Source organism: Pseudomonas sp. CDFA 610 (assembly GCF_021147865.1).
In the GTDB taxonomy this organism is placed as follows: Bacteria; Pseudomonadota; Gammaproteobacteria; order Pseudomonadales; family Pseudomonadaceae; genus Aquipseudomonas; species Aquipseudomonas alliivorans.
On record NZ_JAGTPM010000002.1, the window covers coordinates 45203 to 68954 of the forward strand.

The window sequence follows — 23752 nt, forward strand, 5'->3', positions numbered from 1 at the left end:
GTTCAGCCTGCCGTCAGTGCAGCGAGCACCAGTTGACAACTGCGCTGGCCGTAGTTGATGAGCACCACACGAACCTGCGCCAGATCGCGCGCAACTACGGCTGCAAGCAATTGCCCGAACAGCTCGAGGTAATCACTCATCTCTGCCTTGCGCTGCTCGAGGGCCAGGAAGTAGCTGCGACTCATGGACGGCTGCAGATTCTCGATGGTTTCCTCCAGATACGGGTTATTGGCGAATGGATACGCCGCACGCATGACATTAAAGCTTTCCTCGACGAACGCCTTCACATCCTGGCTCTCCAGACTGGCCCGCAGACGCTGCTGGATGGCCAGAAACGGAGCAAGGTCCGCCTCGGTCTTCCAGTGTTCGGCCACGGCATTGGCCTGCAGAATGTACAGCTCACTCATCAGCGTGCACAGGCTGGTGACATTGTGGGCATTGAGCACCGTGACCTGCGCACCACGACGCGGCAGGATCGCCACCAGATGACGGCGCTCCAGAATCAGTAATGCTTCGCGCACTGAACCACGACTGACGTTCAACGCCTGCGTGACCTTTTGCTCCTGAATCCGCTCTCCAGGCTTGAGTTCACCGCGGATGATCCGTTCTGCAAGGTGATGGGCTATCTGCTCAGCGAGGCTGTCCGGGGCCTTGAACGTCATGAGTATCCTTCAAAAACCAATTCTTCGTACAAGAGGCGGAGTGTATCGCAACCCAAGGGCATGGCGCAGGGCCATAATCCTCGAATCCGGCACGAAACACGCAAAACCTCGACCATCGCCTGACAGGCGATTCAACAGGTGTGACGTCTTTGATCGGCAGAGGTGCCGAAAACCTGATTTCCTGACTCGAAAGTCAGAAACAAATTGACCCAATAAACAAAGCTGATAGATTCATCGACATGTCCGATGGAAGCCAATTGAGGGCATTACGCCGTGATTCAGTTCCTTTTGAACCAAGAGCTAAAGACCGAGCGAACCCTCGATCCGAACATGACCGTGCTGACCTACCTGCGCGAGCAGGCACACAAGCCCGGTACCAAGGAAGGGTGCGCCAGCGGTGACTGCGGCGCCTGCACTGTTGTTGTGGGCGAGCTGCACATCGACGCGACAGGCGAGCAACAGCTGCGTTATCGCAGCCTCAATTCATGCCTGACGTTTGTGGCGTCGCTGCACGGCAAGCAGTTGATCAGTGTGGAGGACCTCAAGCACCAAGGCCGCTTGCACAGCGTGCAACAGGCCATGGTCGAGTGCCATGGCTCGCAATGCGGTTTCTGCACGCCGGGTTTCGTGATGTCGCTGTTTGCCCTGCAAAAGAACAGCGATCAGGCCGATGCGCATCAGGCCCACAAAGCACTGGCCGGCAATCTATGCCGTTGCACGGGTTATCGCCCGATTCTCGCCGCTGCCGAACAGGCGTGCGAACGGCATGAGCCCGATCAGTTCGACCAGTGTCAGGCACAGACCATCGAACGCCTGCGCGCCATCACCCCGCAACAGACCGGCGAGCTGAACGACGGCGAAAAACGCTGCCTGATCCCGCTGACGGTGGGCGATCTCGCTGACCTGTACGACGCCCACCCTCAGGCTCGCCTGTTGGCGGGTGGCACTGACCTTGCACTGGAAGTCACCCAGTTTCACAAGCCACTGCCGGTCATGATTTACGTGGGACACATTGAGGCGATGAAACGCGTCGAGCGTTTCGAGGATCGGCTGGAGATCGGTGCCGCTACGCCGTTGACCGATTGTTACGCCGCACTTGAGGCCGAGTACCCCGATTTCGGCGAACTGTTGCAGCGCTTCGCATCGCTGCAGATTCGCAATCAGGGCACGCTGGGCGGCAATATCGGCAACGCCTCCCCTATCGGCGATGCCCCGCCGCTGTTGATCGCCCTAGGCGCGCAGATCGTTCTGCGCAAAGGCGAGACTCAGCGCACCCTGGCGCTGGAAGACTACTTCATCGATTACAAGGTCACGGCGCGCCAGGAAAGCGAGTTCATCGAAAAAATCATCGTGCCGACTGCGAATAATCGCCAGGTATTCAAAGCCTACAAAGTCTCCAAACGGCTGGACGACGACATTTCCGCCGTCTGTGCCGCATTCCGCCTGCACATCATCGACGGTGTCATCGAGGAGGCACGCGTGGCGTTCGGCGGCATGGCGGCGATTCCAAAGCGAGCGACTGCGTGCGAGCAGGCGTTGTCCGGTCAGCGCTGGAACAGCGAGACCGTCGAGCACGCCTGCGCCGCACTGGGCGATGACTTCATACCGCTGTCGGACTTCCGCGCCAGCAAGGAATACCGTCTGCTAAGCGCCCGCAACCTGCTGCGCAAGTGCTTCATCGAGCTGCAGACGCCTCACACACCAACGCGGGTGACTCACTATGTCTGACCACGCCCCGCTCACCCAGGCCGAGATGGCAGCTCTGTTCGAGCAAGGAATCACCACCGGCGCAGGTCGCAGCGTCAAGCATGACAGCGCCGACAAACATGTCAGCGGCGAGGCCGTGTACATCGATGACCGGCTGGAGTTTCCCAATCAACTGCACGTGTATGCACGGCTTTCGGACCGCGCCCATGCACGTATCATCAGCATCGACACTGCGCCGTGTCATGCCATCGACGGCGTGCGGATCGTCATCACTCATGAGGACATTCCGGGCCTGAAAGACATTGGCCCGTTGTTGCCCGGCGATCCACTGCTGGCCATCGACAAGGTCGAGTTCGTCGGCCAACCGGTGCTGGCCGTGGCCGCACGCGATCTGGACACCGCCCGCAAGGCCGCGATGGCCGCGGTGATCGAATACGAAGACCTGGAGCCTGTACTGGATGTGGTGCAGGCCCTGCGCCAGAAGCATTTCGTCCTCGACAGCCATACCCACAAACGCGGGGATTCGACGACCGCCCTGCAAGGCGCGACCCATCGCCTGCAAGGCAACCTGCACATCGGCGGGCAGGAGCATTTCTATCTAGAGACGCAGATCGCCTCGGTGATGCCCACCGAAGATGGCGGCATGATTGTCTACAGCTCGACCCAGAACCCCACCGAAATCCAGAAGCTGGTTGCCGAGGTGCTGGACGTCCCGATGAACCGGATCGTGGTCGACATGCGGCGTATGGGCGGCGGCTTTGGCGGCAAGGAAACCCAGGCGGCAAGCCCTGCGTGCCTGTGCGCTGTCGTGGCGCGCCTCACCGGCCAACCGACCAAGATGCGCCTGCAGCGTGTCGAAGACATGATCATGACCGGCAAGCGCCACCCGTTCTACATCGAGTACGACGTGGGTTTCGACGACAACGGTCGTTTGCAGGGTATTGAACTGGATCTGGCAGGCAACTGCGGTTATTCGCCTGATTTGTCGGCCTCCATCGTCGACCGCGCCATGTTTCACGCCGACAACGCCTATTACCTGGGCGAGGCCACGATCAACGGCCATCGCTGCAAGACCCACACCGCGTCCAATACGGCCTACCGTGGCTTCGGCGGTCCGCAAGGCATGGTCGCTATCGAAGAGGTCATGGATTGCATCGCCCGCTATCTGGGCAAGGACCCGCTGGCGGTGCGCAAGGCCAACTACTACGGCAAGACCGAGCGCAATGTCACTCACTATTACCAGACGGTCGAGCACAACCTGCTGGAAGAAATGACGGCCGACCTGGAGCAGAGTTGCGAATACGCCGAGCGTCGTGAAGCGATTCGTGCGTTCAATGCCGGCAGCCCGATCCTGAAGAAAGGCCTGGCGTTGACCCCGGTCAAATTCGGCATTTCGTTTACCGCCAGCTTTCTCAATCAGGCCGGTGCGTTGATCCACATCTATACCGACGGCAGCATTCACCTCAACCACGGCGGGACCGAAATGGGCCAGGGGCTCAACGTCAAAGTGGCGCAGGTAGTAGCCGAGGTGTTTCAGGTGGACATCGAGCGTATCCAGATCACCGCCACCAACACCGACAAGGTGCCCAACACTTCGCCGACCGCTGCATCCAGTGGCACTGACCTCAACGGCAAGGCCGCGCAGAACGCAGCCGAAATCCTCAGACAGCGGCTGGTCGAGTTTGCCGCGAAACATTTCAAGATCGAGGAAAACCAGGTCGAGTTTCGCAATGGCCATGTGCGGGCTGGCGATACCCTGCTGTCATTTGCCGAGCTGGCTCAGTTGGCGTGGATGGGTCAGGTCTCGCTGTCCAGCACAGGCTATTACAAGACGCCGAAGATTTTCTACGACCGCAGTCAGGCACGGGGGCGGCCCTTCTATTACTTCGCTTTCGGCGCGGCCTGCGCCGAGGTGATCGTCGACACCCTGACCGGCGAGTACAAGATGCTGCGCACCGACATCCTGCATGACGTCGGCGCCTCGTTGAACCCGGCCATCGACATCGGTCAGGTCGAAGGCGGCTACATTCAGGGCGCGGGCTGGCTGACGACCGAAGAGCTGGTGTGGAACGCCAAGGGCAAATTGCTGACCACAGGTCCCGCGTCGTATAAGATCCCCGCTGTCGCCGACATGCCACTGGAGTTGCGGGTCAAGCTGGTGGAGAACCGCAAGAACCCTGAAGACACGGTGTTTCATTCCAAGGCCGTGGGCGAACCCCCATTCATGCTGGGCATCGCCGCGTGGTGCGCGATCAAGGACGCCGTTGCCAGCCTGGGCGACTATCGCCACCAACCTCGCATCGACGCGCCTGCAACGCCGGAAAAGGTCTTGTGGGGCTGCGAACAGATGCGCGAGCTGGGGAAAACCGCATGCATGTGATCCTTGATGAGGGTTCCTCACAGAGCACGGGCAGCCTCAGCACCGGACCGGTGGGGTGCGCCCGTGAATAACTGGATAAGCGCCCTTGCCGAACTTCAGGCCCGCGGCGAGCCGGCGGTTCTGGTGACGATCATCGAGGAGCTGGGTTCGACGCCACGCAATGCCGGTTCGAAAATGGTGGTCAGTGCCGAGCGGATTCATGACACCATCGGTGGCGGACACCTGGAATACAAGGCCATGGAGATCGCCCGTGAAATGCTCGCCAGCGGCACGCGGCAGACCCGACTGGAACGCTTCAACCTGGGCGCAAGCCTCGGTCAGTGCTGCGGCGGCGTGAACGTGCTGCTGTTCGAACCCATGGGCGAGCCGGTCGCGCAGATTGCCGTATTCGGTGCCGGGCATGTAGGCCGCGCGCTGGTGCCACTGCTGGCCAGCCTGCCCTGCCGGGTACGCTGGATCGATTCCCGTGAGAACGAATTTCCGGAATCGATGCCTGATGGCGTTACGAGGATCATCAACGACGAACCGGTCGATGAAGTCGCGAATCTGCCCGCAGGCAGTTACTGCATCGTCATGACCCACAACCATCAACTCGACCTTGAATTGACCGCCGCCATTCTGAAGCGTGGCGATTTTGGCTATTTCGGTCTGATCGGTTCGCGCACCAAGCGGGTCAAGTTCGAGCACCGGCTGCGTGAACGCGGTTTCGACGCGGGCCTGCTGCAACGCATGCGCTGCCCGATGGGTCTCGCCGAGGTCAAAGGCAAGCTGCCCATCGAGATCGCTGTGTCCATCGCCGCCGAGGTCATCGCCACCTACAACGCAGACTTTGGCCAGCAAAGCGCCAACACCCAACCTATCGCCAAACTGCTGCCCGCCTCGCGCCGCAGCAGGTCGTCATGAGATGCCCATGAGTTCAGTTACGTCCGTTAAAGCCTATCGCGCCGCCATCATCCACAGCATTGCCGACCCTGCCGACGTGGGGCCGGACGCGTCCTTCGAATACTTCGCAGACGGCCTGATGATCGTCGAAAACGGCTGCATCACTTCGCTCGGTCACGCAGGCGACATGCTGGATACGCTGGATGACGATGTCGAGCTGATCGAATACCCGGACGCCCTTATCACTCCAGGCTTCATCGACACCCACATTCACCTGCCGCAGACCGGCATGATCGGCGCGTATGGCGAGCAGTTACTGGACTGGCTCAACACTTACACCTTCCCCTGCGAGCGCCAGTTCGCCGATCCTGAGCATTCGGCGCAGGTCGCGGATATCTTCATCAGGGAACTGCTGCGCAACGGCACCACGACGGCGCTGGTGTTCGGCAGCGTGCACAAGGCGTCGGTCGAGGCGTTCTTCAGCGCCGCGCAACAGCTCAACCTGCGCATGATTGCGGGCAAAGTCATGATGGACCGCAACGCACCGGACTATCTGGTGGACACCCCCGAGTCAGGCTACGCCGACAGCAAGGCGCTGATCGAACGCTGGCATGGTCAGGGTCGTTTGAGCTATGCCGTCACACCGCGTTTCGCCCCGACCAGCAGTCCCGAGCAACTGGCGCTGGCCGGTCAACTGCTGCGCGAACACCCCGGCCTGTACATGCAGACCCACATCAGTGAAAACCTGCAGGAAGTCGAATGGGTCAAAGCGCTATTCCCCGAAAGCAAGCACTACCTGGACGTCTACGACCACTTCAACCTGCTGAGCGAACGCTCGGTGTTTGCCCACGGCGTGCACCTGTGCGACGAGCAGTGCGCAAGACTGGCTGAAACCGGCTCGGCCATCGCCTTTTGTCCCACCTCGAACCTGTTTCTGGGCAGCGGCCTGTTCAACCTGCCGATGGCCGAGAAGCACAAAGTCAATGTGGGGCTAGGCACCGATGTGGGGGGTGGCACCAGCTTTTCGATCCTGCAAACGCTGAACGAAGCTTACAAAGTGATGCAACTGCAGGGCGCACGGTTAAGCCCGCTCAAGTCGCTGTATCTGGCGACACTCGGTGGTGCTCGGGCATTGCGCCTTGAGGACAAGGTCGGCAGCCTCAAAGCCGGCAACGAAGCCGACTTCGTAGTGCTGGACTACAACGCCACACCATTGCTGTCCTACCGCTTGAAGCAGGCGAAGGACATTGAGGAGATTCTGTTCGTGCTGATGACCCTTGGCGACGACCGGGCCATCAAGGAGACGTGGTCGGCGGGTGAGCGGGTGCACGTGCGGGAGTGATTGCAACGTGCCCACTGTCTGGATCGGGTTCGTTCAGTGAACCAGCCGTTGCCCGGCGGAACCTGACCGCGTGTCACCCCAACGCAAGACCTTCCGCCGCCACCGGCACGACCAGAATCCCCGCCCGCAAGCCGTTCTTCACCTTCGGGTTCGGAAAGATGATCCGGGCCCCCTCTTCCTGCACTACCCAGCGTGAATCACTCACATCTTCGGCGAGCACGAAGCCTTTTTTCAGTGGAGAGAAGTTCTCCACGTCATCGGCCAGATGAAACTTGAACGCGTCACTGCGCTTGATCACTTCCCGCGCCACGCTGAACAATTGCAGGCCGTCGAGCGAGTCGTCCGGCTCAGGTTCGGTGCCTTCGATCAGTTGCTCCAGGCTTGCGCGCAACGGACCAAGATTGACCTGCTGGTTCTGACCGAACGGCCGGGCCTTGCCCAGTTCCAGAGTGAAGGCTTCAACCCCCAACTGATCGTAGGTGTAGGCGCTGAACACGATCGACGGCTTGTTCTGCAACAGCACTGCGCTCATGCCAGCAGCGCGCAAACGGGCCAGTTCGCGGCGGGAATGCTTGCGGCCTTCTTTCCATGGATACAGCGCAAACTGCTCGATTTTCGAACCGCGGATCGCGGTGTGCAGGTCGTAGTGCAGCCGATAGCGGTCCGGCAGCTTGAAGAAGCTGGCTGCCAGCCGCTCCAGCTCACAGGCCCGCAAGGCCTCGGAGCCGCCGCTTTGTTCGTGACGGCCATTGAACAGCCGGTTGACGTCCTGCTCGACAAACCGTGTGCCGCGCCGCATGGCCTCGGGGTTGCCGAACAGGAACAGAATACGTGCACGCGGTTTCAGATCGCCGCGCGCAATACCGCGGATCAGTTGATCAAGCAGCTCGATGGGGGCTGTCTCGTTGCCGTGGATACCGGCTGACAGCAGCAGGTCAGTGCCGTTGTCACGAGCCTCGGGCGGGCGGACTTCCAGTGCCCCCTCGCCCAGCCAGCGCATGCGCACGCCTTCGACGGTCAGTTGAGTCTTTTCCGCCGGCTCACGTCCGGCCAGGGTCAAATCAAGTAGTTTGCCGAGAGCGAGCATGGCGCTTCCTTACGGGTTGTTTCAGTGGTTGCAGTCAGGACCGTGCACATGGCCGTCTTCTTCGGCACCCATGTCGGCCGGTTCCATTTCCAGCTGCAGGCTGACCAGATTAGTGGCCAATGGACGCAGCAGCAGGTTGGCGTATTCGGCGTCGTCTTCTTCGACATCAACACCGATCAGCAACTGGCCGCGGCCGTCCTGCTGAATCCACAATTCCTTGCCCTGCCAGATGACGGCAACGCGGGTGCAGGAAGTTTCCAGCTGGGTGCCATCGGTGTCTTCGAGGATTAACTGCAGGGCGTCGCTCATGTTCGGGGTACTCTTGAGAGGGAAAATCATGCGCCGGGCAGTGGCTCGGCGCGCAGGTTTCAAACAAGTTGAAAAGGATAAACGGCGCCCAGTTTAAGGATTTGCGTCAGTTCATCCAATGCCGTTCGGCATTCGGTCAGCAATCGGGGATCGGCCAGGTCATTTTCGCTCATGCGATCACGGTAGTGGCGGTCGACCCATTGGGTGAGGGTTTCGTACAGCGGCGCGGTCATGATCACGCCGGGGTTGATCGCGGCAAGCTCGGTTTCATTGAGCGCAACCCGCAAACGCAGGCAGGCCGGACCACCACCGTTCTGCATGCTCTGCTTGAGGTCGAACACCTTGACCTCGGCGACCGGGCTGTCATCGGTGATCAGGCGCTGCAAATAGTTCCAGACGCTGCCGTTGGCCTGGCATTCCTGCGGCACGATCAACAGCATCGAGCCGTCGGGGCGCGACAACAACTGGCTGTTGAACAGGTAAGAGCGCACCGCATCGGACACCGAGACCTCGGCACGCGGCACGCAGATCGCTCTTAACTGGCCGCCGACACGGGCGAGCTTGTCACGGAGTTCATTCAACATCGACTCGGTGTGAAGAAACGCGTCTTCGTGATAGAACAGCACCTCGCCGTTACCCACCGCGATCACGTCGTTATGGAACACGCCCTGATCGATCACCGACGGGTTTTGCTGGCCGTACACCACACCTTCATCGCTCAGGCCGTGCAGACGTGCGACGGCTTTCGACGCTTCCAGCGTCTGCCGGGCCGGGTATTTCTGCGGCGCGGGATAACGGGTGTCGAAGGCGCTGCGCCCGAACACGAAGAACTCCACCCCGGCCTCGCCGTAGTCCCGGCAAAACCGCGTGTGGTTCGCCGCGCCTTCGTCGCCGAACTGGGCGACGGCAGGCAAGGCAGCGTGATGCGCAAAGTGCTGCGAATCGGCGAACATCGCGCCCAATACGCGACTGGTAGTCGGATGTTCAATGCTGCGGTGGTATTTGCAGTTGAGGTTGGCGGCCGTGAAATGCACGCGGCGGTCGGCCGTGTCGGCACTCGGGCTGACGGTGGCCGCGTTGGCGACCCACATGCTCGACGCCGAGCAACTGGCGACCAACAGCGGCATGTCCTGCCGGGCGGCCTTCTCGATCACCTGTTGGTCGGTGCCGGTGAAACCCAGTTGGCGCAGCCCCGCCACGTCAGGACGTTCCTGCGGTGCGAGCACACCCTGCGTGAAGCCCAGGTCCATCAGAGCCTTCATTTTGGCCAGGCCTTGCAACGCCGCCTCACGCGGGTTAGAGCACTGCTGGCTGTTGCTCTGGGACGCAACGTTACCGTAGGACAACCCGCCGTAGTTGTGGGTTGGCCCGACCAGACCGTCAAAATTCACTTCACAGGATTTCATCGGCAAGGCTCCGTGGATCTGTTTTTATAAGCAATCGTTCGTGCACTGTCAGCTCAGCCTGATGCCCGGAGTCAGCGTGGCCGGCAGCGTCAGGCTGCCGGTTTCAAGGGATGCCACAGGATACGCGCAGTAATCGGCAGCGTAATACGCACTGGCGCGATGATTGCCGGACGCGCCCACGCCGCCGAACGGCGCGCTGCTGGCCGCACCGGTCAGTTGCTTGTTCCAGTTGACGATACCGGCGCGACTTTCCAGCCAGAACTGCTGATAGCGCTCCTCGGAGTCCGACAGCAGACCGGCAGCCAAGCCGTATCGGGTGTCGTTGGCCTCAGCGATTGCAGCGTCGAAATCGGCGTAGCGAACAACTTGCAACAGCGGGCCGAACAGCTCTTCGTCGGAACGCTCACTGACCGCCGTCACATCAATGATGCCGGGCGTCAATAAGGCGGACTGGGCCAACGGCTGACGCATCTCCAGCAGCGACACCGCGCCTTTGGCCAGCAGAATGCGCTGGGCGTCCAGCAGACCGAGCGCGGCGTCCAGCGAGATCACTGAGCCCATGAAAGGCGCAGGCTGCTGATCGAACGAGCCGACTTCGATGGTTTCGCTGACCGCTACCAGCCGGGCCAGAAAGGCATCGCCCCAATCTCCTTGAGGCACCAGCAAGCGACGCGCACAGGTACAGCGCTGACCCGCAGAAATAAAGGCCGACTGGATCACGGTGTACACCGCCGCGTCCACGTCCTGAACCTGATCGACCACCAGTGGGTTGTTGCCGCCCATTTCCAAAGCGAGGATCTTGTCCGGACGGCCTGCAAACTGCAGATGCAGCGCATTGCCGGTGCGGCTGGAACCGGTGAAGAACAGACCATCGATACCCGGATTGGCCGCCAGTGCGATGCCGGTTTCGCGATCCCCCTGCAGCAGATTGAGAACCCCGCCAGGCAGACCCGCTTCGATCCAGCATTTGACGGTCAGCTCGGCCACTTTCGGCGTCAGTTCGCTGGGCTTGAACAGCACGGTATTACCGGCCAACAGCGCTGGCACGATGTGGCCGTTGGGCAAGTGACCGGGAAAATTGTAAGGGCCGAACACGGCAACTGCGCCATGCGGTTTGTGACGCAACACCGCAGTCGCGTCGCCCAGCGGGCCGCTTTTTTCGCCGGTGCGCTCGCGATAGCTCTGCACCGAGATGGCGACCTTGTTGATCATGGTGGTCACTTCGGTGGCCGACTCCCACAGCGGCTTGCCGGTTTCCTCACCGATGCAGCGGGCCAGCTCGTCGGCGTGATGCTTGAGACGCGCCGCGAAAGCTTCGAGCACGTCGATACGTTCCTGCAACGAGCGCCGCGCCCAGCCCGGAAAGGCCTGTCGCGCAGCCTGCACTGCCAGATCGACCTGTTCGGCCGTCGCCCCCTGACCTGACCATAGCACCTGCTGGGTCACAGGGTTCAGCGACGTGAACGTTTCACCTTGCCCGGCCTGCCAGGTGCCTGCGATATACAGCGTACTCATCAGACGCCCTCCCGCGCCGCCGACAGCGGCACTGCCCGCACGTTGTCGCCAGCGCTCATGCGCAGGCGTCTGGCGGTCGTCGGATCGACCACGAGCGTGCCTGCGGCAAAGCGCGCCGGGCCGACCGTGATGCGGCAGTCTTCGCGCTTGCGGTTATAGATCAGAAATTGTGGCGCATCGTCGCCCGGCGTGCCGATGGCCAGGACCAGCGCCTGACTGTCGTGCACCGCACGGATCTTGCCGGTTTCGCATTCGATGGCAGGGCCCGCGTCGAAGATGTCGACGTAACCTTGATAACTGAAGCCTTCAGCCTTGAGCATGGTCAGCGCAGGCTCTGTGTCGGCGTGTACCCGGCCGATCACGTTGCGCGCATCTTCGGAAAGAAAGCAGGTGTACAGCGGAAACTTGGGCATCAGCTCGGCGATGAACGCCTTGTTGCCGACGCCGGTCAGGTAATCGGCCTGACTGAACTCCATCTTGAAGAAGTGCCGCCCCAGGCTTTCCCAGAACGGCGAACGTCCGCTCTCGTCGGACATGCCACGCATCTCGGCGATGATCTTGTTGCCGAACAGCTTCGGAAATTCGGCGATGAACAGCATGCGCGCCTTGGACAACAGGCGGCCGTTGAGGCCGTTGCGTGCGTCACTGCGCAGGAACAGGGAGCACAGCTCCGAGTTGCCGGTCAGGTCGTTGGCCAGAAACAGCGTCGGGATCTCGCGGTAGATGCTCAGTTCCTGAGAAGCACTGACGGTCAGGCCGACCCGGTAGTTGTACCAGGGCTCGCGCAGGCCGACGGCACCGGCAATGGCCGAAATCCCGACGACATGCCCTTCATCGTCTTCGAGTACGAACAGGTAATCCGCGTCGCCCCGCTCGGCTTCGCCTCGAAAGGTCTTTTCAGCCCAGCCGACGCGATGCGCCAGGCGCTGCTCATTGGCAGGCAGGGTCGTCAGACCGGCACCGGTGCTGCGCGCCAACTCGATCAGCGCGGGCAGGTCACTGCTGCGTACGGGACGAACGATCATGTTATCTCCTCAGCGGCTCTCAAGAGCCTCGAAACTCGCTTATCAGCATTCGCAGGTCTGGCTCAGACCGCCACGATCCGCACACTGGCACCTTCACCCACACCCAGCGCCTCGGCGGCCTGCAGGCTCAGCACTACCGGGCGACCGGGCGCCCAGTCCAGCTCCAGCAGTACGGCGCGGTAATCCTGAAGCAGGCCATTGGCGACCAGATACGAACGCCCGCCCCGGCCGACATCGCTGGCATTGCCGCTGTTGGCACCGGCTTCGATCTTGACCGGCACCAGACGGCTCTGGGCAATCGAACGAATGCCGGAGACCCGTGCGTGAAGGGTCGGGCCACCGTCGAAAATGTCGATGTAGTGATCGGTTTCGAAGCCCTCGCGCATCAGGATGTCGAATGTGATCTGCGCACGCGGATGGACCTGCCCCATGGCTTCCTGCGCCTCGTCGGGCAGCAGCGGCACGTAGATCGGGTAATGCGGCATCAGCTCGGCCAGAAAGGTCCGGCTTTTCAGCCCGCACAGGCGCTCGGCAGCTGCGTAGTTGAGGTCGAAGAAGTTGCGACCGATGGCGTCCCAGAACGGCGAGTCGCCATTTTCATCGCTGTAGCCGACGATCTCGGTCACCACCGAGTCGGCGAAGCGTTCAGGATGGCTGGCGACGAACAGCAGGCGGCCACGGGAATTGAGTTCCGACCATGGCGTGCCGACCAGTTCGGGCACCACGTAAAAGCTGGTCAGCAGGCTGTTGCCGGTGAGGTCGTGACACTGCGACAGCACGTGAATCTTGTTGTGGATCTTCAGCTCGCGAGACGCATGCACAAAAGTCTCGTTGCGAAAGCTGTAGAACGGCTCGGAGTAACCGGCCGATGCGACGATGCCCGAACAGCCCACCAGTTGTCCGCTCTCGCTGTCTTCCAGCACGAAGAAGTACGTCTCTTCGCCATTGAAACTGACCTCTGCGGCGAACGAGGCCTCCGAAGAGCCGATCTTGTCGCTCAGGCGGCCAGCATCGTCGGGCAAGGACGTGACACCAATCGGGCTGTCGGCGGCGAGGCGTTGAACCTCGGCCAGATCAGCCATTTGCGCGGGGCGCATCACCAGCATGGTGCCACTCCTTGTAGATCCACAGACCGGAACGACCGGCACTAAAAAAAGCACCACGCGACGTCATGCCCGCAGGGTGCCGAAAAGAGGCCGGTGCCCGCCTTGGCGAACACCGGCAGATAACGCGTTGAATCAGGACGTCAGCTTGGCGACAGCGCGCTCGAAGCGGTTCAGGCCTTCGTCGATGTCGGCGTCTTCGATCACCAGACTTGGCGCGAAACGAATCACGTCAGGACCTGCCTGCAGAATCATCAGGTCCTGGGACTCGGCCGCATTGAAGAAGTCCTTGGCCTTGCCTTTCCAGGCATCGGACAGCACACAACCGATCAGCAGACCCAGACCACGAACCTGGGTAAACACGCCGTATTGCTGGCCGATCTTTTCCAGACGGGTCTTGAAGCGCTCGTGCTTGGCCTTGACTCCCGCCAGCACTTCAGGAGTGTTGACGACGTCGATCACCGCCTCGCCCACAGCGCAGGCCAGGGGATTGCCGCCATAAGTGGTGCCGTGTACGCCGACAGCCAGGTGTTTGGCCAGCTTGTCGGTGGTCAGCATGGCCGCCAGCGGGAAGCCGCCGCCAATGCTCTTGGCGCTGGAAAGAATGTCCGGGGTCACGCCGTAGTGCATGTAGGCAAACAGATGGCCGCTACGACCCATGCCGCTCTGCACTTCGTCGAACACCAGCAGCGCCTTGTGCTCGTCGCACAGCGTGCGCGCGCCCTGCAGGTATTCCAGCTCGCCGGGCAGCACACCGCCCTCGCCCTGAATCGGCTCCAGCACCACCGCGCAAGTCTTGTCGGAGACTGCCGCTTTCAGCGCATCGAGATCGTTGTACGGCACATGGGTGATGCCGGTGATCTTGGGGCCGAAACCGTCGGAATACTTCGGCTGACCACCGACGCTCACGGTAAACAGCGTGCGACCGTGAAAACTGTTCACCGCAGCGATGATTTCGTACTTCTCCGGACCATACAGATCATGGGCCACACGACGGGCCAGCTTGAAAGCGGCCTCGTTGGCTTCGGCACCGGAGTTACAGAAGAACACGCGATCGGCGAAGGTCGCATCCACCAGCTTTTTGGCCAGACGCAACGTCGGCTCGTTGGTGAACACGTTCGACACATGCCACAGGTTGTTGGCCTGCTCGGTCAAGGCACCGACCAGCGCCGGATGGCAGTGGCCCAGGACGTTGACGGCGATCCCGCCCGAAAAATCCACCAGCTCACGGCCCACCTGGTCCCAGACTCGGGAACCCGCGCCACGTACGGGAATAAACCCGGCCGGCGCGTAGTTGGGGACCATTACCTGGTCGAAATCGGCGCGTTGCACCGCAGCATGCTCAACGGACATCGGAGTCTCCTGATGAGGAACGCCCGCCTGAAACTGGCGAACGATAGAAAGATTGTAAGGACAGATTCGGCTTCGACCTTGCCGCCAGGCGACAACTTGTTACAGCGCAAAACCGTGTTTTTTCAAGGTTTTCGGCAATGCGACATATTGCGTCACAAAGGCGCAGTTTAAACCGTTTGAGGGGCGGGTGTCTGGCCCGGCGCCGTTTCGATGCGGACACCATTCACAGCGTTGTGAGAGGCAGCTTGCCGGCGGTGGGGTTTATTCAGTTGCAGGTATGGCACTTTGAAAACCGGATCGCCGGCAAGCCACCTCCCACAGTGCGGTGTTTTATGCGCCACAGCGCTCCCCCAACAGAAAACAGTGCGTCCTTGACAGGTTATGCTTGAACGCTCAGCCGCGCTCGGCCGGGACCGGCGAAAGTTCGAACGGGCTGCTGCTGCGTCGCTGGTTGCGGTCTTCACGAGGCGTGGCGCCGAAGAAGTTGCGGTAGGCGCTGGAGAAGTGCGGCCCGGAGGAAAACCCGCAGGACAGGCCGATCTGGATGATCGATTTGCTGGTCTGCATCAGCATCTGGCGCGCCTTGTTCAGGCGCAGTTCCAGGTAGTACTGACTGGGGACGCGATTGAGGTACTGCTTGAAGATGCGCTCCAGTTGACGACGCGACACGCAGACATGCTGGGCAATCTCATCGGTGGTCAGGGGCTCTTCGATGTTGGCTTCCATCAGCAGCACCGCCTGGGTGAGCTTCGGATGGCTGGAGCCCAGTCGATTCTGCAACGGAATGCGCTGACGCTCACCGCCCTCGCGAATACGCTCCACCACCAGCTCTTCGGACACTGCCCCCGCCAGCTCCGCGCCATGATCACGGGACAGTACCGCCAGCAAAAGGTCGAGCACCGACATGCCGCCGCAGGCCGTCAAGCGGTCGCGGTCCCAGTCGAACAAGTGACTGGTGGCAATGACTTTCGGGAAGCGCTCGCTGAAATCGTCCTGCCAGCGCCAGTGGACGGCGGCGCGATAGCCGTCGAGCAGCCCGAGTTGCGCCAGCGGGTAAACGCCTGCCGACAGACCGCCGATCGAGCAGCCGGCACGCACCAGTTGCTTGAGCGCACTGCCCAGCACCGATGCAACCGGGGCTGGAGGTTCATCGGCCAGCAGAAACAGCTTGTGCAGCCCATCCAGACGCCCGGCCCAGGGGTCGCCCGGCAATTGCCAGCCGCCATCGGCGACGGCAGGCTCGACCTGCAGAAACGACAGTTCATAGACTACTTCAGGGTGCACGCGCTGGGCCACGCGCAAGGCTTCCTCGGCGAGCGCCAGGGTCAGGGCTTTGGTGCCAGGCCAGACAAGGAAACCTATTCGATGGGCAGTCATTGGGACATCCGATACGTATCGCCGCAAAAGCCAAGCCCATTGACAGGCTCGATCTGGAATCTCCAGGTCATGTCGCGTGTCGCGCAGCATGCCCTGTTCTACTGCAAAAAGGCACCGCCGGGGCGGTGCCGCTCATCACTTCAAGCTGCCAGACAGAAACTGCTGCAGGCGTTCGGTCTGCGGGTTAGCCAGCACCTCACGCGGGTCGCCGCGCTCCAGTACCACGCCCTGATGCAGGAATACCAACTGGTTGGAGACTTCGCGGGCAAAGCCCATTTCGTGAGTCACCACCACCATGGTCCGGCCTTCCTGCGCCAGCCCCTGCATGACCTTGAGCACATCGCCGACCAGTTCCGGGTCGAGCGCCGAAGTCGGCTCATCGAACAGCATCACTTCAGGCTCCATGGCCAGCGCACGGGCAATTGCCACGCGCTGCTGCTCGCCACCGGACATGTGCCCCGGATAGGCATCCTTGCGGTGTCCGACGCCGACCTTGGCCAGGTAGTACTCGGCCTTCTCCAGCGCTTCCTTCTTCGGAACGCCCAGCACATGCACCGGCGCTTCGATGATGTTCTGCATAGCGGTCATGTGTGACCACAGATTGAAATGCTGGAACACCATGGAAAGGCGCGAGCGCATGCGCTGCAGCTGCTTGCCGTCCGCCGCTTTCAGGCCACCGTCCTTGTTCGGGACCAGCTTCAGTTCTTCACCGTTGAGCAGGATCCTGCCGGCATGGGGCTGTTCGAGCAGGTTGATGCAACGCAGGAACGTGCTTTTGCCCGAGCCGCTGGAGCCGATGATGCTGATCACATCGCCAGCGCTGGCCGTCAGGGACACGCCCTTGATCACTTCGTGGCTGCCATACCGCTTGTGCAGGTCCTGGACTTCCAGTTTGTTCATGCTTTGGTTTCTCACGGAACGATCAATCACTGAGCAGGCGTCCCTGGCGCAGCGCCGTGCGCCCCGCCACTTTGGCCAGCCAGAAACCGGGTTGAGCGTAGCGAAGCCGCTCGATGGCAAACAGCACACCGGCAGTATTCGCGCAAATGGTGCTGACCTGATCGGACAGCGGATCGATGACTTCGAACAGTGGTTCGCCGGGCTCGACCCACACACCAGGGGCACGCAGGAACGTCACCACACCGGGATGAGGCGCGTAGAGCAGCTCCGTGCCTTCGAACGGCATGCCTTCGCAAGCCTGGTGCGCGGGCTGAGGCCAGTCGCCACTGATAAAACCCTGCTCGGCCAGAAACGCCAGAATGCCTTCGGCATGGGCCTGGGCTTCAGGCTTGCCAGTGTCGGCCTGACCGCCCAGCTCGATGGTGGTCGCCAGACAGGCGAGCGGAATCTGCGCCTGCGGGAAGATCCGCGATAATCGCAGCCACGGCAGCGAACAGGCTTCGTCGAACGAGCTGCCGCCCGAATCTTCGGCCAGCAACCCGACCTTGACGTTCAGGTGCGCCGCCAACGAACGCCACTGCGGCCAGTGCTGGGGCAAGGCGTACATGTGCAGCGCAGCATCCGCGTCACAGTGCAGATCCAGCACCACGTCAGCCACGCAGGCGTGCTTGAGCAGAATCCGTTGCATGCCCTGCAACTCGCATTGCGGCGCAGGCAGACGCTCGAGCACGGTGCTCATGGCTTGACGAATCAACCGGGTATTGGCACGCGGATCGTCGCCCAACTGCCCTTCCAGCCATTCGGCAACCGGTTCGCTCAATTCAGTGAAGTCGCGGTTGAAGTTCTTGCCGCTGCCGAACTCGAAACGCCCCTGGTGCGCGCCTTGCAACAACTGGCCCAGGCCCAGCGGGTTGGCAACCGGGACCAGTTCGATGACACCTTTGAGCGCGCCCTGCCGCTCAAGCTCGGTGAGGCGTTTCTTCAGCTCCCACGCAGTGCGCATGCCCGGCAGTTCATCGGCGTGCAGACTGGCCTGAATGTAGGCCTTGCGCTCGCCGGAACCAAAACTGAACACGCTGAGATGGCGCTGGGTGCCGAGGGTACTCCACGGCAATAAGTGATCGACTCTTTGCATTTCAGACCTTCCGTGGGGCCATGTAGCCCAGCCAGCGACGTTCGGCCATCTTGAACAGTCGCACCAGAATGAATGTCAGGCACAGATAGAAAACGCCTGCGGTGATGTACGCCTCGAAAGGCAGGTAGAACTGGGCGTTGACCGTACGGGCCGCGCCGGTGATATCGATCAGGGTCACGATGGACGCCAGACTGGTGGTCTGCAGCATCATGATCACTTCGTTGCTGTACTGCGGCAGCGCCCGGCGCAAGGCCGAGGGCAGCAGAATGCGGCGGTACATTTTCGTGCGCGACATGCCCATCGCCCGCGCCGCTTCGATTTCACCGGCAGGCGTTGCCTTGAGGCTGCCTGCAATGATCTCGGCGGTGTAGGCGCTGGTATTCACGGCGAAGGCCAGACACGCACAAAACGTCGCGCTGGACAGCCATGGCCACAGAAAACTTTCGCGCACGGCTTCGAATTGAGCCAGGCCGTAATAGATCAGAAACAGCTGCACCAGCATCGGCGTGCCGCGAATCACGTAGGTGTACAGCCAGGCCGGCATGTTCACCCACGGATTTTTAGACACCCGCATCAGGCCCAGCGGCAAGGCCGCGAGCAGACCGAAGCCCAGGGAAATCGCCAGCAGCTTGAGGGTCACCAGCAGACCGCCGAAGTACAGCGGCAGGCTTTCCCAGATGACGTTGTAGTCGAAGATCATAGGTCAGCCGCCCTGACGCCTACGGAGTAGCGTTTTTCCAGATAACGCAGGGCCAGCAGCGAAACGCTGGTAATCACCAGGTACATCGCTGCGACCGCGAGAAAAAAGGTGAAGGGTTCGCGGGTGGCATCGGCCGCCTGCTTGGCCTTGAACATCATGTCCTGCAGACCGACCACGGAAATCAGCGCGGTGGCCTTGGTCAGTACCAGCCAGTTATTGGTGAAACCGGGAATCGCCAGACGGATCATCTGCGGCACCAATATGCGGAAAAACACTTTGCCGCTGCTCATGCCATACGCCATGCCAGCCTCGGCCTGCCCCTTGGGGATGGCCATGAACGCGCCACGGAACGTCTCGGACAGGTAAGCGCCAAAAATGAAGCCCAGTGTGCAGATACCGGCCGCGAACGGGTCGAGATCGATGTAATCCTCAAAACCCAGCATCGGCGCGACACGATTGAGCAGATCCTGACCGCCATAGAAAATCAGCAGAATCAGAACCAGATCGGGAATACCACGGATCACGGTGCTGTACAGATCGCCCATCCAGGCCAGCCAGCGCACCGGCGACAGACGAAGCGCCACGCCGATCAGACCGAGAACGATCGCCAGGGCCATCGATGACAGCGCCAACTGCAACGTCAGCCAGGCACCTTCGAGGATCACAGCCCCGTAGCCTTTCAACATCATGTGCGGTCCTCAAGCGTGGAATAAAAAATGGCGCAAGCCAGCGAGTCTGTTTGCGCCATTTCGGTCAGTACCCTGCGGCAGTTTTATTTGCCGTAGATGTCGAAGTCGAAGTATTTGTCCTGGATTGCCTTGTACTTGCCGTTGGCACGGATTGCAGCAATGGCGGCATTGATGCGGTCAAGGTTGGCCTTGTCGCCCTTGCGCACAGCGATGCCGATGCCGTCGCCGAAGTATTTCGGGTCAGTGAACGACGGGCCGACGAATGCATAGCCTTTGCCAGCGTCGGTTTTCAGGAAGCCGTCCTGCAGCAGGGTCGCGTCAGCCACTGTGCCGTCCAGACGTCCGGCACCGATGTCCAGATAGATTTCGTTCTGCGAACCGTATGGCGTCACTTCGACACCCAGAGGCGCCAGCGTTTCACGAGCGAAGCGCTCATGGATCGAACCACGCTGCACGCCGATCTTCTTGCCCTTGAGCTCAGCCAGGTTGTCGCTGACCGTGGTGCCTTCCTTCATGACCAGACGAGCCGGGGAATTGTAGTACTTGCCGGTGAAGTCCACGGACTTCTTGCGGTCTTCGGTGATGGACATCGAAGACAGGATCGCGTCGATCTTGCGGACTTTCAGCGCAGGGATCAGGCCGTCGAATTCCTGCTCGACCCACGTGCACTTGGCTTTCATTTCTTCACACAGCGCGTTGCCGATGTCGTAGTCGAAACCGACGATGCTGCCGTCCGGTGCCTTGGAGGCAAACGGAGGGTACGCGGCTTCAATACCGATTTTCAGCGGCTTTTCGTCAGCGAATGTCGGCTGGGCAAGCACGGACAACGCCAGCGCGCCAATAAGCATGAGCTTTTTCATTTACAGAACTCCATCGGTAAAGCACGACAAGTGGCAGAGTGGGCAGCGCCCATTATGCGAAAGGACCATCCAGAGAGAGCGACATCAGGCATCCGATACCGTGTTTCGGGTCACCGGCCTCTGACGAGTGAGGGGCATTTTAACGACAGGCTCGAAGTCGATATTTCTTCAATGCGACAACAAGTTACAGAAGCGCCTGAAAAGCACCCCACCCCTGTTGACGAAGCTGGAATCCCGTGATCCAGCAATACAGGCTCAACCTGTTGAAGCGGCAAAAAGCGCGCCCATTATTGGCAAAGCCTTCTAATCCGGCAAGCCCAGCGTGTGATCGATTCGGAGAGCAGCCTTGGGGATCAGCTTATTCCTACAAATAACGGAACGAATGTCCCACAAGGAAGCAGGCGGAAGAAACGGCGGGTAGACACGTAACAGGTCGATATATCCCGGCCGGAATATTCGACGCTACGCAAATCAATGCCAAGCGACTGAAGGCATACCCACAGCCCGTTGGTGACAGCAAGACTTGTGCAGAACGATGAGCGCGGAGTGGGAAGTATCACTGAAGTGCGCCGCGCCGCTGGGAACACGAGGGTTGCGGTAGGCATTCCCGCGCAGGCGCGCGGGAATGGACCAAAATTGAGCAGGACTGCCTGTCAGGCAGCGCTCATGGTCTTGTGAGTGTCGATCAGGTGCTGCACGACGCCCGGATCGGCCAGGGTGGAGATGTCGCCCAAGGCGTCGTACTCGCCGGTCGCGATCTTGCGCAGGATGCGGCGCATGATTTTGCCCGAGCGGGTTTTCGGCAGGCCCGGCGCCCACTGGATGAAGTCCGGCGAGGCAATCGGACCGATTTCCTTGCGCACCCAGTTGCGCAGTTCGACACGCAGCGCTTCGTCAGCCGTTTCACCGGCGTTGAGCGTGACGTATACATAGATGCCCTGCCCTTTCAGGTCATGCGGCACACCGACCACAGCCGCTTCGGCGACTTTCGGGTGCGCGACCATCGCACTTTCGATTTCGGCAGTCCCCATACGGTGGCCGGAGACGTTGAGTACGTCGTCCACGCGACCGGTAATCCAGTAGTAACCGTCCTCGTCACGACGCGCACCGTCACCAGTGAAGTACATGCCACGGAACGTCTTGAAGTAGGTATCGACGAAGCGGTCGTGATCGCCGTACAGGGAGCGCGACTGGCCCGGCCAGGAATCGAGAATCACCAGATTGCCTTCGGCTGCGCCTTCGATCAGGTTGCCCAGGTTGTCCACCAGCGCCGGAATCACACCAAAGAACGGACGCGTTGCCGAACCAGGCTTCAGCGCGGTCGCACCTGGCAGCGGGCTGATAAGAATGCCGCCAGTCTCGGTCTGCCACCAGGTATCGACGATCGGGCAGTTTTTCTTGCCCACGGTGTCGTAGTACCAACCCCATGCCTCCGGATTGATTGGCTCGCCCACCGAACCCAGCAGGCGCAGGCTGGAACCGTCAGCGCCTTCAACCGAACGCGTGCCCTCGGCCATCATGGCCCGAATGGCGGTCGGTGCGGTGTAGAGGATGTTGACCTTGTGCTTGTCGATGATTTTCGACACGCGGGTGATGTCCGGGTAGTTCGGAACGCCTTCGAACAGCAGTGTGGTGGCGCCATTGGCCAGCGGGCCGTAAACAATGTAGCTGTGGCCGGTGACCCAGCCCACATCCGCGGTGCACCAGTAGATCTCGCCTGGCTTGTAATCGAACACGCGCTCGTGAGTCAGTGCCGCGTAGAGCAGATAACCGGCCGTGGTATGCAACACGCCCTTGGGCTTGCCGGTGGAACCGGAGGTGTAAAGGATGAACAGCGATTCCTCTGCGCCCATTTCTTTCGGCGCGCAGGTGCTTGATGCCACTTCCAGCAACGCGTGATACCAGATGTCCCGGTGACGGTTCCACTCGATCTCGCCACCGGTGCGCTTGCAGACAATAACCTTCTGCACGCTGCTGGTTTCCGGGTTGGTCAGGGCGCGGTCGACGTTGGCCTTGAGCGGGGTTTTCTTGCCGCCTCGCAGGCCTTCGTCAGCGGTGATGACCACTTTGGAACTGCAATCGATGATGCGGCCGGCCAGCGCTTCCGGCGAGAAACCGCCGAACACCACCGAGTGAATCGCTCCGATCCGGGCGCACGCCAGCATGGCGACCACAGCCTCGGGGATCATTGGCATGTAGATAGTCACCACGTCGCCACGGTGCACGTCCTGGCCGCGCAAGGCGTTGGCAAACTTGCAGACTTCGGCGTGCAGTTCGCGGTAGGTGATTTCACGGTGTTCGGACGGATCGTCGCCTTCCCAGATGATCGCGATGCTGTCGCCGCGCTCTTCAAGATGACGGTCCAGGCAGTTATAGGCCACGTTCAGCGTGCCGTCGGCGAACCATTTGATGTCGACGCGGTGATCGTCGAAGGAGGTCTGTTTGACGTTTGTGAAGGGCTTGATCCAGTCGAGGCGCTTGGCCTGCTCACGCCAGAAGCCATCGGGGTTGACCACCGACTGCTGGTACATGGCCTTGTAGGTTGCCTCATCCGTCAGCGTGTTCGCTGCGACTTCTGGGCGGACGGGGTACAGGGAAGCTGCACTCATCTTGGTTACCTCGGTGGATAGTTGTTGTTTTATGAGTCCGTTGTATCCCGACCTACCTGACAGGACCATTCGACGTTGGTCTTACCGGCCTGGGCAGCCTGATTCACGTCTGCACACACGGCATGACCGCAGGCACCATTAAGGGATTGTTACCGTTTCGATGAAAAGGCTTATCAAAAGCCTTTATATATGTCGCCTGGCCAGAAGCCTAGAATCACTTCCGCCAACATGGCAAACACCAACAGCCCCCCACAGGCACGGTTCAAATCCATCGTAATGTTTCCTGAACGCAATCATTCGTCAGGCGCATTCGCTCGCACTCAAGAAGGTAATCAGCAATGAAAGCTTCATTCGCGATTCTGGCACTTTGCGGTCTCAGTACACTGGCCATGGCCGAAGAGTCGCAAACCAAGGTCGCCGCTCAACAGGCACGCGTCGAGGAATATACCTATGGCACTCACCTGGATATCGCCAGGGTTATTTCCACCAGCCAGATCCCCAATGTCTGCCAGGTCGTCCCGGCCCGCATGGTCTACGAAGACTCGCACGGCAAGCAGCACATCATGAGTTATCAGGTCATGGGTAACGGTTGCAGCAACGGCTGACACGTGCTCGATTGGCGCGACGCCTCGCAGGTTATTGTGCAGATCATCATGCGAGGCGCCTCCTGAAACACGCCTGTTACAGGCGCAGGTTTTTCAATAACGCGCG

At 60.7% G+C, this 23752-nt stretch carries 20 protein-coding genes; 5 read left to right on the forward strand and 15 right to left on the reverse strand.

Going from position 1 to position 23752, the window contains the following annotated elements; all coding sequences use genetic code 11:
* Positions 1–2 precede the first annotated feature (2 nt).
* Entirely contained in the window at positions 3–662 is a 660-nt protein-coding gene (locus tag KDX39_RS03355) for a GntR family transcriptional regulator (RefSeq protein ID WP_184319675.1), read from the reverse strand.
* Between the two features lie 273 nt (positions 663–935).
* Here KDX39_RS03355 and xdhA point away from each other — a divergent pair, with 273 nt between their 5' ends.
* The 4 genes from xdhA (at position 936) to guaD (ending at position 6973) form a co-directional block, all read left to right on the forward strand.
* Positions 936–2390, forward strand: a complete 1455-nt coding sequence (gene xdhA / locus KDX39_RS03360; protein WP_231659388.1) for a xanthine dehydrogenase small subunit — start codon at positions 936–938, stop codon at positions 2388–2390.
* Complete coding sequence (xdhB, locus tag KDX39_RS03365; RefSeq protein ID WP_231659389.1) at positions 2383–4749, forward strand: xanthine dehydrogenase molybdopterin binding subunit; 2367 nt, start codon at positions 2383–2385, stop codon at positions 4747–4749. Before xdhA ends, xdhB begins: the two co-directional genes overlap by 8 nt.
* A 63-nt stretch (positions 4750–4812) precedes the next feature.
* On the forward strand, positions 4813–5652 hold the full coding sequence (gene xdhC / locus KDX39_RS03370) for a xanthine dehydrogenase accessory protein XdhC (RefSeq protein WP_231659390.1): 840 nt from the start codon (positions 4813–4815) through the stop codon (positions 5650–5652).
* A 7-nt stretch (positions 5653–5659) separates the two neighbouring features.
* Positions 5660–6973 (forward strand): guanine deaminase, encoded by a 1314-nt coding sequence (gene guaD, locus KDX39_RS03375; RefSeq protein ID WP_231659391.1) that lies wholly within the window; start codon positions 5660–5662, stop codon positions 6971–6973.
* A gap of 73 nt (positions 6974–7046) precedes the next feature.
* On the opposite strand, the gene astE is transcribed toward guaD, so the two are convergent.
* From astE to acs, 14 genes are all read right to left on the reverse strand, one after another.
* Positions 7047–8060, reverse strand: coding sequence for a succinylglutamate desuccinylase (gene astE / locus KDX39_RS03380; RefSeq protein WP_231659392.1), 1014 nt, complete (start codon positions 8058–8060; stop codon positions 7047–7049).
* A 21-nt stretch (positions 8061–8081) separates the two neighbouring features.
* Entirely contained in the window at positions 8082–8369 is a 288-nt protein-coding gene (locus tag KDX39_RS03385) for a hypothetical protein (protein ID WP_004886111.1), read from the reverse strand.
* A gap of 59 nt (positions 8370–8428) precedes the next feature.
* The gene (astB, locus tag KDX39_RS03390; RefSeq protein ID WP_231659393.1) at positions 8429–9775 is read right to left on the reverse strand and encodes an N-succinylarginine dihydrolase; all 1347 of its coding nucleotides are present in this window, start codon (positions 9773–9775) and stop codon (positions 8429–8431) included.
* Positions 9776–9823: 48 nt separating this feature from the next.
* Entirely contained in the window at positions 9824–11293 is a 1470-nt protein-coding gene (astD, locus tag KDX39_RS03395) for a succinylglutamate-semialdehyde dehydrogenase (RefSeq protein WP_231659650.1), read from the reverse strand.
* Positions 11290–12315 carry an arginine N-succinyltransferase gene (astA, locus tag KDX39_RS03400; RefSeq protein ID WP_231659394.1) on the reverse strand — a complete coding sequence of 342 codons (1026 nt, stop codon included), beginning with the start codon at positions 12313–12315 and terminating at the stop codon, positions 11290–11292. Before astA ends, astD begins: the two co-directional genes overlap by 4 nt.
* Before the next feature lie 62 nt (positions 12316–12377).
* The gene (gene aruF, locus KDX39_RS03405) at positions 12378–13421 is read right to left on the reverse strand and encodes an arginine/ornithine succinyltransferase subunit alpha (protein ID WP_099228300.1); all 1044 of its coding nucleotides are present in this window, start codon (positions 13419–13421) and stop codon (positions 12378–12380) included.
* A 132-nt stretch (positions 13422–13553) separates the two neighbouring features.
* Complete coding sequence (locus tag KDX39_RS03410; protein ID WP_231659395.1) at positions 13554–14771, reverse strand: aspartate aminotransferase family protein; 1218 nt, start codon at positions 14769–14771, stop codon at positions 13554–13556.
* A gap of 393 nt (positions 14772–15164) precedes the next feature.
* On the reverse strand, positions 15165–16148 hold the full coding sequence (argR, locus tag KDX39_RS03415) for a transcriptional regulator ArgR (RefSeq protein ID WP_180274327.1): 984 nt from the start codon (positions 16146–16148) through the stop codon (positions 15165–15167).
* Positions 16149–16283: 135 nt separating this feature from the next.
* Positions 16284–17048, reverse strand: coding sequence for an ABC transporter ATP-binding protein (locus KDX39_RS03420; protein WP_099228297.1), 765 nt, complete (start codon positions 17046–17048; stop codon positions 16284–16286).
* Positions 17049–17070: 22 nt separating this feature from the next.
* Positions 17071–18183, reverse strand: coding sequence for a succinylglutamate desuccinylase/aspartoacylase family protein (locus tag KDX39_RS03425; RefSeq protein WP_231659396.1), 1113 nt, complete (start codon positions 18181–18183; stop codon positions 17071–17073).
* A gap of 1 nt (position 18184) precedes the next feature.
* Positions 18185–18883, reverse strand: a complete 699-nt coding sequence (locus KDX39_RS03430) for an ABC transporter permease (RefSeq protein ID WP_099228295.1) — start codon at positions 18881–18883, stop codon at positions 18185–18187.
* A complete protein-coding gene (locus KDX39_RS03435; RefSeq protein ID WP_099228523.1) occupies positions 18880–19569 on the reverse strand; it encodes an ABC transporter permease in 690 nt (229 codons plus the stop codon). Before KDX39_RS03435 ends, KDX39_RS03430 begins: the two co-directional genes overlap by 4 nt.
* Before the next feature lie 86 nt (positions 19570–19655).
* Positions 19656–20432, reverse strand: coding sequence for an ABC transporter substrate-binding protein (locus KDX39_RS03440; RefSeq protein ID WP_099228294.1), 777 nt, complete (start codon positions 20430–20432; stop codon positions 19656–19658).
* Between the two features lie 653 nt (positions 20433–21085).
* On the reverse strand, positions 21086–23041 hold the full coding sequence (acs, locus tag KDX39_RS03445; protein ID WP_231659397.1) for an acetate--CoA ligase: 1956 nt from the start codon (positions 23039–23041) through the stop codon (positions 21086–21088).
* Between the two features lie 338 nt (positions 23042–23379).
* On the opposite strand from acs, the gene KDX39_RS03450 reads away from it, so the two are divergent.
* Entirely contained in the window at positions 23380–23646 is a 267-nt protein-coding gene (locus tag KDX39_RS03450; RefSeq protein ID WP_099228292.1) for a DUF2790 domain-containing protein, read from the forward strand.
* The last annotated feature ends 106 nt before the right edge of the window (positions 23647–23752 follow it).